This is a genomic window from Candidatus Neomarinimicrobiota bacterium (assembly GCA_036476315.1).
Classification (GTDB): domain Bacteria; phylum Fidelibacterota; class Marinisomatia; order Marinisomatales; family S15-B10; genus JAZGBI01.
In genome coordinates this window covers 1-17,140 of sequence record JAZGBI010000074.1, presented here as the reverse complement: position 1 = coordinate 17,140, position 17,140 = coordinate 1, and the positions used below count along the sequence as shown (strand labels likewise).

General features: G+C 46.7%; 14 protein-coding genes and 1 pseudogene. 5 read left to right on the top strand and 10 right to left on the bottom strand.

The genetic code is table 11. The features are described 5' to 3' along the window. Window positions 1–151: 151 nt before the first annotated feature. The 3 genes from V3U24_07485 to V3U24_07475 form a co-directional block, all read right to left on the bottom strand. The gene (locus V3U24_07485) at window positions 152–724 is read right to left on the bottom strand and encodes an ATP-dependent Clp protease proteolytic subunit (GenBank protein ID MEE9167283.1); all 573 of its coding nucleotides are present in this window, start codon (window positions 722–724) and stop codon (window positions 152–154) included. Between the two features lie 78 nt (window positions 725–802). Beyond that, window positions 803–1,630 carry an IS1 family transposase gene (locus V3U24_07480; protein MEE9167282.1) on the bottom strand — a complete coding sequence of 276 codons (828 nt, stop codon included), beginning with the start codon at window positions 1,628–1,630 and terminating at the stop codon, window positions 803–805. 551 nt (window positions 1,631–2,181) lie between these two features. Next, window positions 2,182–3,054 carry a hypothetical protein gene (locus V3U24_07475; protein ID MEE9167281.1) on the bottom strand — a complete coding sequence of 291 codons (873 nt, stop codon included), beginning with the start codon at window positions 3,052–3,054 and terminating at the stop codon, window positions 2,182–2,184. Window positions 3,055–3,161: 107 nt separating this feature from the next. Between V3U24_07475 and V3U24_07470 the strand changes: the two genes are divergently transcribed. Genes V3U24_07470 through V3U24_07460 form a run of 3 tightly spaced genes read left to right on the top strand, consistent with a single transcriptional unit; the run spans window position 3,162 to window position 4,567 of the window. Then, window positions 3,162–3,818, top strand: a complete 657-nt coding sequence (locus tag V3U24_07470; GenBank protein ID MEE9167280.1) for an HAD hydrolase-like protein — start codon at window positions 3,162–3,164, stop codon at window positions 3,816–3,818. A gap of 13 nt (window positions 3,819–3,831) precedes the next feature. Continuing rightward, the gene (locus V3U24_07465; GenBank protein MEE9167279.1) at window positions 3,832–4,035 is read left to right on the top strand and encodes a cold shock domain-containing protein; all 204 of its coding nucleotides are present in this window, start codon (window positions 3,832–3,834) and stop codon (window positions 4,033–4,035) included. Window positions 4,036–4,039: 4 nt separating this feature from the next. Beyond that, on the top strand, window positions 4,040–4,567 hold the full coding sequence (locus tag V3U24_07460; GenBank protein ID MEE9167278.1) for an O-acetyl-ADP-ribose deacetylase: 528 nt from the start codon (window positions 4,040–4,042) through the stop codon (window positions 4,565–4,567). Window positions 4,568–4,909: 342 nt separating this feature from the next. Here V3U24_07460 and V3U24_07455 read toward each other — a convergent pair whose 3' ends face one another. Together V3U24_07455 and thrC are read right to left on the bottom strand one after the other, a co-directional pair. Further along, entirely contained in the window at window positions 4,910–5,830 is a 921-nt protein-coding gene (locus V3U24_07455) for a homoserine kinase (protein ID MEE9167277.1), read from the bottom strand. 1 nt (window position 5,831) lies between these two features. Beyond that, window positions 5,832–7,196 carry a threonine synthase gene (gene thrC / locus V3U24_07450; protein MEE9167276.1) on the bottom strand — a complete coding sequence of 455 codons (1,365 nt, stop codon included), beginning with the start codon at window positions 7,194–7,196 and terminating at the stop codon, window positions 5,832–5,834. 1,031 nt (window positions 7,197–8,227) lie between these two features. On the opposite strand from thrC, the gene V3U24_07445 reads away from it, so the two are divergent. Continuing rightward, on the top strand, window positions 8,228–9,172 hold the full coding sequence (locus V3U24_07445; GenBank protein ID MEE9167275.1) for a hypothetical protein: 945 nt from the start codon (window positions 8,228–8,230) through the stop codon (window positions 9,170–9,172). Continuing rightward, the gene (locus V3U24_07440) at window positions 9,172–11,736 is read left to right on the top strand and encodes an Ig-like domain-containing protein (GenBank protein MEE9167274.1); all 2,565 of its coding nucleotides are present in this window, start codon (window positions 9,172–9,174) and stop codon (window positions 11,734–11,736) included. Before V3U24_07445 ends, V3U24_07440 begins: the two co-directional genes overlap by 1 nt. A 203-nt stretch (window positions 11,737–11,939) precedes the next feature. Here the strand turns inward: V3U24_07440 and V3U24_07435 are convergent. From V3U24_07435 to V3U24_07415, 5 genes and pseudogenes are all read right to left on the bottom strand, one after another. Next, window positions 11,940–12,206 (bottom strand): annotated as a pseudogene (locus tag V3U24_07435) (alcohol dehydrogenase catalytic domain-containing protein). A gap of 12 nt (window positions 12,207–12,218) precedes the next feature. Then, the gene (locus tag V3U24_07430; protein ID MEE9167273.1) at window positions 12,219–13,145 is read right to left on the bottom strand and encodes a PfkB family carbohydrate kinase; all 927 of its coding nucleotides are present in this window, start codon (window positions 13,143–13,145) and stop codon (window positions 12,219–12,221) included. Window positions 13,146–13,219: 74 nt separating this feature from the next. Next, the gene (locus tag V3U24_07425; GenBank protein MEE9167272.1) at window positions 13,220–13,972 is read right to left on the bottom strand and encodes an MBL fold metallo-hydrolase; all 753 of its coding nucleotides are present in this window, start codon (window positions 13,970–13,972) and stop codon (window positions 13,220–13,222) included. Between the two features lie 16 nt (window positions 13,973–13,988). Continuing rightward, a complete protein-coding gene (locus tag V3U24_07420; GenBank protein MEE9167271.1) occupies window positions 13,989–15,572 on the bottom strand; it encodes a sodium/solute symporter in 1,584 nt (527 codons plus the stop codon). Between the two features lie 348 nt (window positions 15,573–15,920). Next, entirely contained in the window at window positions 15,921–17,018 is a 1,098-nt protein-coding gene (locus tag V3U24_07415) for a PorV/PorQ family protein (GenBank protein ID MEE9167270.1), read from the bottom strand. Window positions 17,019–17,140: the final 122 nt, after the last annotated feature.

The window sequence follows — 17,140 nt, the reverse complement described above, 5'->3', positions numbered from 1 at the left end:
TTTGGTAGTGGGCTAATTAGGTTTATAGACGGGAAAATTGCGAAATACAAAAAACTTGGGAACAAATTCATAAATTGTATGAATTAGTGTATATTATATAACTAGGGGAGGAACCATGAAGGAAGGAATACCTGAATTTCAGTTAGACGCATTAGCGTTTGAATACCAAGGGGACTATGGGAGTGCCCGGAACTATTTCGACACTTCGGATTTCATGAATGAGTCCTTTGTCGAGGGCAAAGGTAGCGTCCTTAGTTTGGGTTTCCCTGAAGAGTTCTTCGATCTCTTGCTTAGTAATATCAGTATGACCAGTGATGATGTCACCGATTCGTTTTTGATCGCTTAAAAGACCGCCCAATTTTTCTCTGAAGTATTTTTCTTCTAATCTCTGGTTTTCTGGAGAATTAAACCCAACACCATGAAATATAAATGTTGCATTCGGTGTCGCATAGCGTTTTTGACCAGCTAAGAATATTGCGTTTCCAATAGAATCAACATTACCCACATTATGAATGCTGAGTTCAAAGGGCATCCCCTCTAGAACATTATATAAGTTCATGCCATTCATAACTGACCCGCCAGGAGTAGAAAGTAAAAGATAGACCTCTCTAACTTCCAAATTTGCTAATCTTGACATTACATTTATTAAGCTTTCTGTAGTAGCTGGCGAGATTTCTGCTGAAAACGAAACATAGACAAGGGGGGCATTTTGTTGTATATCCATTTTTGAACTCCTTTTTGTCTAACAAAAGTTAAGGTAGTTTTTCTCGATTCACATGTTCTTTGACTCTTTCTGCCAAGTTTAATACTGCTCCTCCCACGCAAGCAAATCCTCTAAGACCCACAGTCTTCGCGTAACGCCAGCACTCATGGCTGGAGTACATCTCAAAGTCTTATGTATGCGACAGAAGTTGTAGTAAGCAAAGTGAAGTGCGACAGCATATTTTAGATTATCCAATTTCTTGCTGAATCCGTTTGTCAGTCGCGTAAATCTTCTCATTTGCATCCTCATTGTAAGATTCTGCCTCTCCACATGAGAGGTTGAAATATACTTTCGCTGAGGATTCCCCTGCATAACAAGATGGAAGACAGCCACTATGCTTGGTGGACTGTAGCGTCTCTCCCCGTTTCCTGCGAAGCTTTTATGTAATTGAGCATAGTCTATATCGCGCCCAAACGCTTCATCTATAGCCTCAGGGTAAGGGGTGAAAGCGTCAGTTGTTAATTGGACATGATTAGTCAAACGCTTTTCAAGGTTGAACATGAATCTAAGTGTTGTTTCCTTGTCACGTTTGCCTATCTCAAATAGAGGAACAAGCTTTGTTTCAGCATCCAACGCCACAAAGACGTATTGATCTCCCAGGTCTCTACGATTTCGTTTCTCTTCTTTGGTTAAGTGGGATTGTTTCTTTCCCACAAAACACCAAATTTCATCTACCTGAAGTGACTGACATTCAAGATTTGTCATTCGCTCGTCCAGTAATTGTTCACAACCCTTACCAATTCGCCCAAGAAAACTAAGGATTGTTGTCTTGTGAACACCTGTCATTCGACTTACGCTTAACACGCTATTCCCTTCAACAAGACCAGCTAACACAGCAAGTTTCTTTTCATCTTTTAGACAGTTCATTTGGGCTCCCCTTGATTTGCCACACAGAGAGCCCTAAATTCTCTTTCGATCTCACGCGGGCCGTCTCCGTGTGAGGTTAATGCTCCGTCGGTAGTTAACGCTATCGACGGAGTTGTTTTAAGGTGGGCTTCTAAGTCTCATTTCAACGATGCCACGTGATACATGATACTTTATCACTTTAATGGCTAAAAAAAGAGGCTATTGCCTCTTTCGGCCTTTCCACCCTTCTATTTCTCTTTTACTCAAAAGTGTGAGCCCTTTGAATTTGTATGTGGTTAGCTTTCTCTCATAAAGATAGTTGCGAATTGCACTTTCTTTCACACTAAGAAAGCTTGATGCTTCAGACACCGAGAAAAACGTATCCTCGTCAGCTTCATTTAAGATTCTTGTCTTACTCATGAACGTAATTTAAGTGATACATTATAATATATCAAGAACTTTCTTCTGTGGTGAGTTCAGAGTCTTCCTTCAGTTGACGAATTCTAAGAGCTTCTTGTAGCAGTCTATACTTGTTCCGAAGCAGTTTCCACTTAAGAGGATGATGATCCCAATTATTCGTATTGTACTTTAAGTCCTGTAATTCGCTCACGGAGTTCTCTTCTTGGGTCTTTCGCTTCATAGCTATTATATATATCCTCCAGTTGTTTAACTGTTCCCTCTTTAACTATTCTCAGGCCTTGTTTGGCAATAATCATGATGTCACTCGCTTGTCCAACCCCACCCGCTACTTCTGCTTTCTTTTTTGCCTCAAACGCAATATGTAAAGCTTGTCTTAATGGCATGTTGCGAGAATATCTGTACCAAGCGAAAACATTGTCAGCGTGCCTCTCTCCCATTCCTACTGTGCAATAGCCTAAATTGTCGAAACTCCGCCACGCTCCGGGATTTCCAATATGTAAAATGTGAGCTTCGTTATCAACACCGACAAGCATCAGAGTAAGTCCCAGATCGTATTTCTTTACAGCATCATTTATCTCAAGTATCATAGAATCGTGTAGAATCTTCTGTTTTCTTTGGTACTCCTCAAAGGAAGACAGTCCATTACGTCGCAGTATTTCGTCCTGGATGTGATTTACTCTTAATTCTTGGTATAGACCTACACAAGTATCTGCAATATCTCGTATTCGGTCTTTCCCTTTTGCTTTTAGTCTGAGGTCGCGTATTAAATCTGGCTCATGCATTGTTCCAGCAATAAGTATGGCAGAATGACTTGTAATTGCTTGTGCCTTGCGATCTGAGTGTTCAAATGTTAAGGTCATGTCACCCGAGCTAACCATACGATCAGATACAGTAATGACCTTTTGCCCGTCATCACATATTGCCGCAACAAGCTGTGTCAATGGAGTTTTCTTGTTTTTTAAAGAATTAGGAGCTGTTGATTCAAACCCCCGGAATAACACCCCTTCTAAGTGAGAATGTATCACTTGTCTTTTCCCGAGTCAAGAAGTATCTTCAAAATCCAAATTAGCCCACTACCTGGAATTTAGACTGTGAAGGGTGAATACACATTATTAAACTCAATGGGTAATCCGTGGCAGCTAAAAAGTATCAGCACATTATCTGGGACTGGAACGGAACTCTTCTGGACGACGCCTGGCTTTGCGTGGAAGTCATGAATGCAGTCCTGGGCCGCAGAGAGATGCCTCTTTTAACCTCTGAGAAGTATCGGGAAGTGTTCGACTTTCCTGTCAAGGAGTACTACAGACGGCTCGGATTTGACTTTGCCAGGGAATCCTTCGAAGTCTCTGGAACCGAGTTCATTGTGGGGTACGAGAAGCGGAGACATGAAGCGAGACTGCGGCTTGACGCGAAAAGAACTCTGGCAGCGGTGGCTGAACTTGGTATCACCCAGTCTCTTCTGTCAGCATACAAGCAGGAGACCCTGGACGAACTTACGCAAGATCTTGGCGTGCGTCAGTTTTTCTTGAAGGTGATTGGACAGGACAACCACTATGCCCACGGCAAGACTGAGAGCGGCAAGCGGTGGATAAATGAGATGCACTGCGGAGCTCATGAGGTGCTTCTCGTGGGAGATACAGTCCACGATCACGAAGTGGCAGAGGCTATCGGTGCAGATTGTGTACTGATCCCAGCAGGACATCATAATAGGGAAAAACTGGAGACCTGCGGTGTTCCGGTGCTTGACTTGCTGCCTGACGTTGTGGGATTCTTGACTGGCGAAGTTTGACGGAGGTGTCAGGATGAAACGGGGAACGGTCAAAGAATACGATCGCGACAAGGGGTATGGATTTATCACAGGAAATGACGACGAGGACTACTTTGTCCATGTGAATGGATTGGGGGCGAACCTCCGAAACAGGGGACTGCGGAGGGGGCAACGCGTGAAGTTTGACGTCATGTTTGACGTAAAGGGAGACAGTGCCGTAAATGTAAGGCTTGAATAGGACGATGGGTGAAAAGATTAACAGAATTGAAGTCATGCAGGGGGATATTACGAAAGTCGAAGTCGACGCTATCATTAATGCGGCAAACCAGACTCTGCTGGGCGGAGGGGGAGTGGACGGTGCCATTCACCGGGCAGCAGGTCCTGAACTTCTGGAAGAGTGCAAGACTTTAGGAGGGTGTCGAACTGGTGAGGCGAAGATTACGAGAGGATACAACCTTCCTGCGAAATGGGTCATCCACACGGTGGGTCCAATCTGGCATGGCGGCAAACGGGGTGAACCGGATCTGCTGGCGAGCTGCTATCGATCCTGTTTCAAGCTTTCGGAAGAATTCGGGGTCAGGACGATGGCCTTTCCAGCCATCAGTACCGGGGCCTACCGCTTCCCCATGGACGAGGCGGCAGAAATAGCCGTGACGGAAACAGTGAAGTCTCTCGACGAACACGCATGGATGGAAAAGATCACTTTTGTCTGTTTTCTGGATGAGGCTTACCGTACCTACAGGCGAGTTCTTCGCGATCTCTTTCCTTGATACAGGCGTTCATCATCCACTCGTCTTTTCTGCTTCTTCACACCTCTTCTTTACAGAGACAACAAAACGGCCTAAAATAATCTGGCGAAAAGGGGTTGACTGAGTCGCGGATTGGAATGAATTTCTGTCTATTCTGTAAACCTCTCGTTTTAACGTGAAATGATTGCCGCGAAGACACAAAGGCACAAAATTTTTGGTATTAATAACTTACTGGTCCCGACCCGTGGGGATCTTTGGTGGACAAGTTTTGAGAGTCTCCATTTACACAGTCCTTTACTATATAGATACTTGGTGTCTTTTCCACTGGATCCTGCGGAGAGCCTTTGTGGCTGACAGGTCAGGCTAAATGAGTCGTGTTCCTTCGAGATCCATCTCCGTAACAATACTTTTCGACCGAATATCGATTTTTCCGAATGCCCTCGCCATGGCTTGGCGAATCTTTTCAGGTCTCTTCCCGGATTGATTGGTTACGGCAAAAAGGGTGGGGCCTGACCCGGATATACAGACGGCATCCGCCCCCGCCGCAAAGGCCTTTGCTTTCACGTCATCAAATCCCCGTATGAGCTGGCATCTCACCGGTTCCACAACCAGATCCTTTAATCCCCGTACCAGAAGCTCGTAATCATTTCTGGCGAATGCCGCGGTCACCGCGGCGGCGTTGGCAGCGTTTCTCACGAAGAGCTCCAGAGGTACGTCGTGGGGAAGAATTTCCCTGGCATGTCGTGTCAGGATGACAACGTCCGGAGTAACCAGAATGATCTTGAGATTCTCAATGGTCCCGATATGTGAAACGTCCAGAGGTCTGGTGGACCGGATGAGTACTGCCCCTCCCAGAAGGGAAGGGGCAGTATTGTCTGCATGAAATCCTGATACCTTTTCTTCCGCTTTCGTGGCAGGCAGTATCAGTTCCTCCTTTGTAAGCGTGTTGCCATACAGGAAGTTCGCCGCAAACGCCCCTGCCGCGGCGGAAGCGGCACTTGAACCGAGTCCCGAACCGAGAGGGAGACCCTTTTTGATGTGGAATTCGAGTCCCCCCGGATCCTTGAGTAATGTCAGAACTTCACGAGCCGCGATACCGGCCGTGTTTTCATCAGGATCGGAAGTCAGGTCCAGATCCGGCTCAATATGGCTGATGACTATGCCTGAATCAATTTTTCTGGCGACCACTGTGTCTCCCCATCCTCTGACGGCCATGCCGAGGACGTCGAAGCCGGGTCCCAGGTTTGCAATTGTGGCGGGGGCAAAGATTTCTATCCATTCCACGTTATGCCTTCTCCATAAGAAACGTCTTCAATTGTCGGAAATCATTATCCAGATGTTCCACCTCCCTCTCCCGTTTCTCAAGCCTTTTCAAAGCAACGGGAAGCTGGATGACCATCTGCAGCAAATCCTCCAGAGTTTCCGGAAACTTGCCGGGATGAGCCGTCTCAACACAGATGGCGAGGCTGGATTCTCTTGTTTCCCTGTAGCGATTCAGGGCGGCCAGTCCGACGGCGCCGTGCGGTTCTATTAACATGCCCTTATCTTCATACATCTGTTTGATGAGTGCAACGGTTTCGGCGTCATTGACAGAGGTGGAAAAGAGGTGTTTTCTCATTTCTACCAGGTCGGGTGGGCGCTCCACTTTTCCTTCTTTCGTGAGAATTCCTCCGTAAAGGTCGAAGTATCGCGCCAGGTTGCTGGGATTTCCCACATTCATGGAGTTGGACAAACAGACCCGGGAGGGATCAATCTTTTCGTAGTTACCGGATTCGAGAAATCTGGGAAACTCGTCGTTTTCGTTAACACCGATGATAATCCTCTCAATGGGAAGTCCCATCCTTCTGGCGAACTCGCACCCGAGGGAGTTTCCAAAATTTCCGGATGGTATCGAGAAAACGACGGGCTGAAGATCCGAAGACGCGTTGACGCAGGCGTAGACGTAGTAGGCAATTTGTGGAAGGACTCTGCCCACATTGATTGAGTTGGCGGATGTGAGGTTCAATGGCGTCAGATCGGAATCACCGAAAGCCATCTTCACGAGTGACTGGCAATCATCGAATTTTCCTGCGATCGATATTGCCTTAACATTCTTACCTATTGATTCCAGCTGAACTGCTTGAACGTGACTCACTTCACGTTCCGGAAAAAGGATATAGACCGTAAAACCTTCAAGCCCCCGGAACGCCTCACCGATAGCGCTGCCTGTATCTCCTGACGTGGCCACGAGTACCGTGATTTCCCGGCCACTTGACCTGAGGTGAGACATGATCCGTGCCATAAACCGGGCAGCGAAATCTTTGAATGATGCGCTGGGTCCCCGATCCAGTCTCAACAGCAGGGTATTATGATCGATGCGCTCTAAGGGGACTTCGAAGTTGTAAATCTCTTCGATCATCTTCCTGAGGAGGTGATCATCAACCTCACCTCGAAGAAATGGATAAATAGCCTTATGGGCGATTTTCCAGTAAGGCTCTCCCCGGAGCCGGTTGAGATCATCCATATTCAGAAAGGGAATCCGTGTTGGCATGAACAGACCCCCATCGGGCGCAAGTCCCATGAAAAGGGCTTCCATGAAAGACACTTCCCGGTACTTTTCTGTGGAATCCAACTCTCGATTGGTGCTATGATATTGAATTAGATCGGTCACTGTGGACTCCGCGTTCTGCGCGGGTGGCTTCAGGGACGGTGAATAGGAGTTTAAGCAGCAGTCTCATGTTTTCCAATGTTCCGATGCGTTTAAAATGTTGTGGTGACTATCCAATGTGAACACTGCTGTCGCAACTTCGGTCTATTGCTCCTCATATTCTGGTCACGGGATTAGCTAGAGCGTGCCCTTGTATCGTACTTTTCTTGATCGCAAGAAAAGTACTGCAAAAGAACTCTGGCTCAAAAATCCTCCCGCCCTTGTCGGCTGGAGCCACGGGAATTCATGAAACTCGTCCCGCATTCTGCGGGTCTCAGACAGTCATGGATTCTGATCCGTGACTCCGCCTCCACCAAAACCGGCGGGACGATTTTAAGGCCATTTCTCTTATTCTTTGTCTATTCTTTGTCGCACATGAAATATTCAGCCTTCGAGCCGAGGTGGGACTCAGACAAGGTTTCTTTCTTAACAGAAACCGCCTCCGGTTCTATTTCGCCCGGAGAAATCAGGCCGAGAAAGAAACCTGCTGTATTCTTGTTTTCCTGTCGCATTTGAAATATTCAGTCATGTATGGCTGAAAGGAGCTTGAGGGTGAGGGTTGTTTTCTGTTTGATCCCAGCAGAATGCGGGGAGAGTTAAAACGACCCCCTCAAGCGCTCTTGAAGCCGAACTGAATATTTCATCAGCGACGGTTCTTTTCGTCCTTTTCTTGCGTAAGAAAAGGACAGGAAAAAATGGTTCAATCTTTCGGAAAAGGAGTATGAGCTTAACCGCCGATGGTGGGAGCTATGGTGATAACGTTGGTTCTTCGCTACTTTTCTTGGTCGCAAGAAAAGTAGCAAAAGAACTCCGGCTGAATCCCGACGAGTCGGGACTGATCCGCGTCTCCGCCTCCACGAATACTGGCGGGACGATCTTAAGGCCGACTTTTTTTCCTATTTTGCTTTTCGCATAAAAGATATTCTGCCTCACTGCCCAGTGTCTGGTTGGCGTGGAGAATGGTCTTCATTATACGTAAATTTGTGGAACCACCTATGAAGTTCACATTTCCTATCCTTCTCCTGTCGCTTTCCCGGTTATTCTCTGGTTCACTCGCGGTTGAAGTGGAGGGTCCTCCCTTGGAACTGACAGGTGAAGAGACCTATTTCATCGCTCCCAGGTGGTCTCCGGACGGGGCAACCCTTGCAGTTACGGGGCGGAACTACCGTGGCATTTATCTCCTTTCGTTCCCGGAAGGTGATGTCACTCCAATTTCAGAGGAACCGGCGGCAGGACTGGCCATCCGATGGTCTCCGGCAGGTGACAGGATCCTCTCCATTGTCTCCCGGTATGAGAACAGACGCCGGTACAATGCTGTCGCAGTCTTTGATGTTAATTCCGGAAGGAAACACCTTCTGACTGACTTTCAAACGGATCCAACCGGGGCACCCTCTTGGTCAAGAGATGGGAAACAGATCTTCTTGGCGGGCTCCAAAGATATTCTCCTGTTCGATTCAGAGCGAAAGGAGAAAACGACTGATCCTTCTTCTCCCTCTTCCGAGACAATCGTGACTTCCCACAAAGAGGAGATCATCATCTATGAACTCCCGGAAAAGAGGAGAATGGCATTTGAGGCGGTGAAGGGAGGAAAACTGAACCTGACGGTTTCTCCAGATGGAAAAAGCGTTGCGTTTGAAATCATGGGAGGGCATCTGTGGGTGACCGGCATCGACGGGAAAAATGCCGTCGATCTTGGAATTGGTTATCGACCTTCCTGGTCCCCCGGTAGTGATAGAATTACCTACATGATCACATCGGATGATGGGCATCAATACCTTTCTTCAGACATTTATGCGGTCAATGCTGATGGCTCAGGGAAGGTCAATATCACCAAAACCGAGAAGCAACTGGAGATGAGCCCCACCTGGTCTCCAGATGGAAAATGGATCGCCTATCATACCCTGAACGAGGGAAAGATACTTGTTCAGGAAGTTCGTTAATGAAAAGAGTTGTCTTACTTTCTTTCTGGCTTTTTTCGTTCCACTATTTGTGTGCGCAGGTCACCGGTCTGTCGGGATGGAATATCTATCTCGATCCGGGTCATAGCATGAAGGAGAACATGGGAATCTACGGCTACTCTGAGGCGGAGAAGAATTTGAGAGTTGCCTCGGCACTGCGAAATCTGCTCACGACAATGACGGATATTGACACGGTATTCAGATCCCGCACCAACGACCAGCAGCAGGTATCACTTTCTCAAAGAACGGATCACGCGAATAACGCCTTTGGCCAAGCCCAGCCTGCCGCCTGGTTTCATTCCATTCACAGCGATGCGGGCTCTCCCCAGTCTAACAGTACGTTACTTCTCTGGGGCCAGTACGACAACGGCAATGAAAAGGAGCCCAAAGGTGGGCAGGCGATGAGCGATATTATGGTGGATCTCCTCACGAGAGGAATGAGAACGACCACCCGGGGGTCGATTGGGGACTGCAGCTTCTACACGTGGTCCGATTGGTGTCAACAGTCCGGCGGTCCCTATCTTCACGTGAACAGGAACAGTGTCATGCCCTCGGAACTGAGCGAGGCAGGATTTCACACCAGTCCCAGGCAAAATCAGCGGAACATGAATGCGCAATGGAAAGAACTGGAGGCACTCACCTTTTTCTGGTCCATACTGAAGTATCATGAAACTGACCGGCCTTTCGTTGGCACATGCGCAGGAATCATTTCCGATCTGGAAACGGGTGTGCCAGTCAATGGAGCGGTGGTGACTCTGAACGGTCAGACAGACACCACAGACTCCTTTGAATCACTGTTCCACAAGTATGCAAACGACCCTGGCCTGCTTCACAATGGATTTTACTTTTTGGAGAATCTACCGGACGACACACTGGAATTGACAGTGAAGGCGGACGGCTTTTACGGCGATACGGTCCAGGTGGTGGTGGTGGACACGTTCTTCACCTTTGCAGATCCAAAGCTCATCTCGAAGGTACCCCCACACGTGGTTTCAACCGAGCCCGCCGAAGGGGACACCAACGTCCCCGCGTGGGATCCCATAGTGATTGAATTCAGCCGGGAAATGAAGCATGCCAGTGTGGAAACAACACTCGCGATCGTACCCCATTCCGAAGGAACTTTCTTGTGGTCGGACGATGGTGAAAAGATGCGATTTCAGCCCGACACTCTTGAATTCGAGGAACATTATGCCGTCACGGTTTCAGGGAAGTCTCTCGATGTTTATGGACATCCCCTCGATGGAAATGGGGACGGAACCGGAGGAGACGATTTCACATTGAGTTTCAGGACGGGTCCCCCGGACATGTATCCTCCGGATATCTTGACGGTCCATCCATCCTTGAACGCGTCAAACGTGGAATTGAATCTCATCGTCAGTGTAACCTACGATGAAGAACTTGATGAATCGTCCATTTCCGATGATATCTTCAAACTGGAGAGATTTTCCGACCGATCGGCAGTATCAGGAATTCTTGAGCACTACGTTGTGGGGAGCCAGAGTGTTCTCTCTTTTTTCCCGGCAGAACCGCTTCATCCCGATGAAATCTACATAACTCGAGTCTATCCCGGTCTCCGGGATCTGGCAGGTAATGAATCATTTTCCTATGAGGCCTACAGTTTTCGAACGTCAGAGAATACCTTTTCGAGCCGGAGTATTGACGATTTTGAATCGGGGACGACGAGCAACTGGTGGGTCCCCCAGCAAAGTGGAAGCACAACCGGAATCATTACGGATAGTACCGGCAGGAGCGTCAGCGGGGATATGGTGAATTTACTGACCGGCAGCACCCTGTCTCTGAAGATCGATTATGGTTGGGATATTCATTCAACGTCCTGGCTGATTCGTACATATCTGAGCGGTGGTTCGCCCAGGAATGTCAATTTTGACAGCAGTTACCTCCTGCAGATTTACGTATTTGGTGACGGAAGCGGGAACCAGTTCCGTTTCAGTGTGGATGACCATGTGCCCAATTCCGCCGCGGCCAATCATGAGGTGAGTCCCTGGTACACCATAGACTGGATCGGGTGGCGATTGGTTTCGTGGGATATGACGAATGACGGAACGGGTACCTGGATCGGTGATGGGAATCTGGACGGAACTCTGAGAATCGACAGCATCCAGCTTACGTACAGCCCAGGCAGTTCTCTATTCGGGGAGTTGTATTTTGACGATCTTCAGCTTGCCCAAGTTTCTACGATTGACATTGCTAAAGAACCTGTTCTTCTGCCGGATCGTTACGTATTGTATCAGAATTATCCAAATCCGTTCAATCCCGGCACGGAAATAACGTATGAATTACCCAGGACGGCGCACGTGCAGCTGGCCGTGTACGACATTCTGGGGAGGCGTGTGAAAATTCTGATGAACGGAATTGAAGAACCAGGTTTCAAGAAAATCATGTGGGATGGCACCGATGATGGCGGCAAGCCAGTGAGTAGTGGAACCTACTTTATCCGCATGTTTGCCAGATCCTTCACGGGTAAGACTACCAATGATCACACCCGCCAATTCGTTCAGACCAGAAGGGCGGTGCTGTTGAGGTGACAATGTTCTTCCGTTATTTCTTCCTGATTCTCAGTTACCTTTTTGTCTCAGTCACATTTGCCGAGGACCGGGAAACTGTCGCACGCTTTGCCTAGCTGAGCGATGTGTAGTGTTTTAATCAGCCGGACAGATTTACTGTAAAAGCTAAGGTGATACTTTTGGGTAAATTACAGAGGATAGAAAGGAAGCAAGATGACCCCACCCGGGAATGCTGTAAGCCCTGGGTAGAAGATGTATCCATCTTCATCGGTTTGAAACATGTGAACATCGCTACCACAAATGCCGCAAGCCTTCACTTTGATTAACACTTCCGTAGGTCCCACTTGGGGAATTTCCTTTTCAACAACCTTAATAACAGGATTTCGCCACACCTTGCCGCCAAGATAGGTCAGTTCCCCCTCAATATCTTTTGATCCCAGCTCAAAATCCGGCTTGGAATCCCAATCAGCAAATAACGTTACTGTTTTCATCGTTGACACTGTTTAATCTCTTTTTTCTTGTAGTTGCGGAATTATGTTCTCACAGTTGCCCTGCCCGGTTAGCTTCTCCACGATATCTTCAACCGTTCGATCAAAGGGTCCTTCTTTTTCCAATTTTAGGGAAGTTACGGCAGCGGCGAACCTGCACGACTCCTCAGGTGATGCTTTTAACCGCCTCGCCAGATAGGCAGAAATGCAGGTATCCCCCCGACCTGTGCGGCCTTTCAAGACACGAGGGGTAAAAGGAGCTTCGAATATTTCACCCTCACCATAAACCAATAGACCATCTTTGTGTGTGATGGCCACTTCCCGCGGTCCCCAACCGGCGATAATCTTGGCCGCTTTGGCAATGTCTTTCTCCCCTGTAATAACTTTGGATTCTACCGAGTCCGCTTTTATGGTATGGATTCGCTTCAACCCTCGTTCCTTTTCGGACCAATCGCTAAAGGTAAGCTGATTGCCCTCTCTAACCCGTAGGACTCCCTGAAGGTCGAGAGAGACCTTATCGAACTTTGAGGTTAACCAGTCAATCAGGTCGAGGGAAACTTCGCCCGCCATAATCGGTCCGATATGAAAAACCTTCGTTGTCACATCAGGTATATGTTTCTTCCTGAATTCTCCTGCAAATCCTAGAGGCTTGCAAATCCTCTTATCAAGGTTCTCTGAACGGTATATGTTTTCAATGCCACTCGTCATATCGGCTTCATGGGCAAAAACTTTTACACCGTTCTTTTCAAGAATGTCAAGATAGCAAAAGTCTTCTCTGGAAAGGAGGGTGATAATTCCGGTGGAAATATTCATTTTCGATAAAGCCATAGAACCGTAATAAACGGCTCCACCCAGAGCATTTTTTTTCACACCATCGATAACCAATTTATCTTTCGCAAAATGCCCCAGTATAATTATATCAAAATTTACCGGTTGAGTCATTATAACGACTCCGGAGTTCTCAGGGAAGGGACTCTATGGCGAGACAATTGAATAAGCGGTTATTCTTTTGTACGCTAAACTTCAATTTCCAGCCCATCATAGGCGACAATCATATTCTCACATGCGGCAAGTTTTTCCACCAGTTCTTCATGGGCCAAATTATTATGGCCGATATGAGTGATAACAATGCGGGTGGAAGGATGCGTTTCTGCAATATTCATCACTCTTACGACATCAAGGTGGTCCGTACCGCCATCAAAAGCTACGGTATGAAACACGACAACATCCGACTCTTTCACAAGCTTTTTTTCGTAGTCGTTTAGTGTATCTCCCTTATCATTGAAATGAACAATCCGTTTTTCATCTTCTTTAAACATCAATCCAAAGGTGGGGACCTTATGGGAAACGGAGAAAGGGGTAATTCTAATACTTTTGACTCTGACGGATTTCTTCTCATGCAGGATATTAAATTCACAGTTTTCATACAATTTGTCTGTTATTTCAAAATTCCCAAGGACCGATATATTTCCATAAACAGGAATTCTTTCTGGCCAGTATTCAAATTCAGTGATTCCTCCGACATGATCATAATGTTTGTGAGAAAGAAACACGGCCGATAGTTGGAATACCTTCTCTTCGTTTAACACTTCTCCAATGGTAGGGGGTGTATCAAACAGAATTTTATCCGATTCATCCGATATGATAACCGATACTCTCCGGCGGCGATTTCTCCCGTCCTCTTTCCTCGCTATCGTGCAGAGCCGGCACTGACAACCAATGACAGGTATCCCACGCCCATCTCCTGTTCCAGTGAATTTTATCTTCATGGTTCCGTTTCTCCATCTAGCGAAAAACTATGTTTAGTCCAATCAAACTAAGAGCAAGAACTATGCCGAAGTATCCTACCATCCTTGAGTCAACAGTGATCAGTTCCTTCCACCTTATCTTTTGTCCGGGTGAGAAATGAGACACTGCCGCAAGAATTCCATAACACAATACGATAACCCACCCTGTTCGGTTCAAGTAATTCATATCGGGGAATATGAGATATCTGAAAGCAAGCGATACGCCTGCACTGGCTATAAAAACAGTTGTAACAATTTTCTTGGGCGTGTGGCTGCAGAACACCGCCGCCAGAATCAAAATTGTGAAGCCGGCTTTGATATGGTAGGATATCTCGTTTGTTAGATGAGAGAGGGGAAAATCAAGCCCACCATGCTTGATATGAATGAGCGCAAATGCGAACAAAATCCCCGCAATGGTAGACAGCCAGGTGGAGTTCTTCCCTATTCGGATCAATTGTTTGTCCGTTGCCTTTTTGTTAATCAGTCGTTTATACACATCAATGGAAATCATGGTGCCTACCGAATTGATAATGGAATCAACGGTACTCATCAATGAAGCGAAGAGTCCCATGAGAACAAAACCACGGATACCCGGTGCCAGCAATGTGTTTACCAACACAATGTATGCCCGATCGGGATCCTCCAGCGATTCATGAAAACCGACCAAGGCAATCGGTGGAATAATAATCAGAGCTGCCACAAAGTACTTCAAGAAACCACCAACGACCAGTCCCAGTTGAGCATCCTTGAGAGAGCGTGCGGCAAGGGCCCTTTGCAGAATTACCTGGTTTGCTCCCCAGTATTGGATATGCATTAACAGCATCCCAAAAAACACCGCCGTCCACGGAATTTTCTCGTGATCCAGGGGCAAAAACAGATGCATCAAGTGATCCTTGCCTGTCTGAATACCGCTGTATAAGTCTACGTTATACAGTTCGGGTAGGCCACCAAGCGTTTTTATGGCCAACACTAAGACGATGGAGGAACCCCCCAGCAAAGTAATCATTTGAATCACGTCGGTGCGAACCACTGCCGCAAGTCCACCGAAATAGACGTACCCTGCTGAAAACAGCCCCATAAGAACCACAAGGATGTAGAGCCTCATTACGGGATCTGGATGGAGTATATTCAATTGTTCTCCAAAAATTCCGTTGATGGCGAAGCTTCCCCAGTAGAGAGCACCTCCCAGATATATTATTCCAAACAGAACAATGGAAAATATTGCATAGCTGAGAGCGAGGAAGCTACCGAATCTATCCTGAAAGAATTGTGCGAGGGTGAATACTTTTAACCGCAAATAAAGGGGAACGAAAAAGAAGGCGGCCAAAAGGATACCGAAGACGGCGCCAATTTCAAAATTTGCCTGTGCCAAACCGTAGGCGTAGGCAGCCCCCCCCATGCCGATAAAGTGGCCGGCTTGAATATTGGTTGCGATTGTGGACATGGCAATGGAGGGCCAGCGCAGCTTTCTGCCGCTGAGGAAGTAGGCCTCAGCATCTTTTTTCTGCCTGGCACTCTTATACACTCCGAAAATAAAGATCCCTACGAAATAGAGAAGCACCATCAACAGATCAATATTCATCCCAGGTCCGCTTTTCCTCTTCTTCGCCAGACAAATCCTCTATTGATAATTCTCGCATCTTTATGAAATAGCCTTTCATAAGACGGAATCGCTCACCTTTTTTCTTAAGCTCTTGAAATGGCTGAACATTTGGATAGGTCCATGATCGTCTGGCTGGAATCTCGCTCAATTGAGCTGCTTGCTTTATATTTATTGAAGGAAATGAATGAGTGCCGAAGGATCTCCCTGCAGAAGTCCCCTGACCAGTACCTGCGATTTTGCAGGTTGTACCATCAAACGTAGTTTATAGAAAAACGGTGAACAAAAGCAAAAGATAATCGAAGAAAGTGTGAAGAATCCGTGTAACCCTTAGAATTCTAAGGCTAATGATAATCTCTGGGCATTGATCAACCTTCCAAAGTCCTGATAGCCGTAGTCAAATTTCATCGATACGGCTCTGTTAATTTTGTATTTTAATCCTGCTCCCAGAGCTAAGCCTTCTTCGTTATCGAGCATAAAAAGATTTTTATAACCAGCTCTCAAGAACAACCAATTATTCAAGGCATATTCCAACCCCAGGTTCACGTACTCTGTATTATCATTGGGGTGAGCAGCATCTATCGCAATTGTCAAATGATTGGATCTGGATTTAAGAACATCCATTGCCAATCCAACACGGAAAAGGAGGGGTAGTGGGAATTCGTCTGTTCTTAAGTTGGCAGGTATTCGGTCATTACTCCCTTCCTGAGTCGGAGCCAAATCATAATTAACAAATGTATCCTTTCCAAGCATCCGCATCTTGCCGCCGAAATTGGATATGCTCATTCCGATTTTCATGCCAGCAAATTGAGTAGTGAACAAAGTTCCAATGTCAGCAGCAAATCCTGTAGCACTCATGTGCCAGATTTTCTGTCGAATATATTTCACGTTCAGGCCAATTGAGAATCTGTCGGTAAGATTCTTGGCATAGGCAACACCCATCGCCAGATCCCCCACACTAAATTTTTCTCCTGTCCCTTCAGGTTTATCAACCGTCCTTACTTTCATTTCATCAGTGCTCAGAGATGTAATGCTGATGCCTATGGTTCCAAAACCACTCAAAGGAAAAGCGCCTCCCACGAAATCATAACTGATGTCCGCTATCCATTCGGAGTGAATTAAAATCATTTCATTCCGTGTCAAGCGCGATAATCCTGCAACATTCCAGTATAATGCCGTGGCATCATCGGCAACGGCAACAAACGCACTTCCCATCCCTATGGCTCTGGACCCGACGCCAATTTCCAGAAACGGCGCAGAGGTTGTCCCTACCTTTGAAACATTAATTGCGAACTGACTAAAGGCAGGATTTGATAGAGTTAGTATTGAAAAATAGAGTATTAACCATTTGACCCCGGAAAGATTACAACTTTTTTCAGGGAACCGATATGGTATTGTTTTATGAAGAATTTGTTCTATAAAGGTCATTTAATCAGCGCAAACTTTCCAATAGTTTCACCAATTCCCGGCGCTTCGATATGATAGATATAAAGTCCATAGGCAACATCCCTCCCTTCCTTTGTCCTTAAGTCCCAGAACTCGCTTCCATC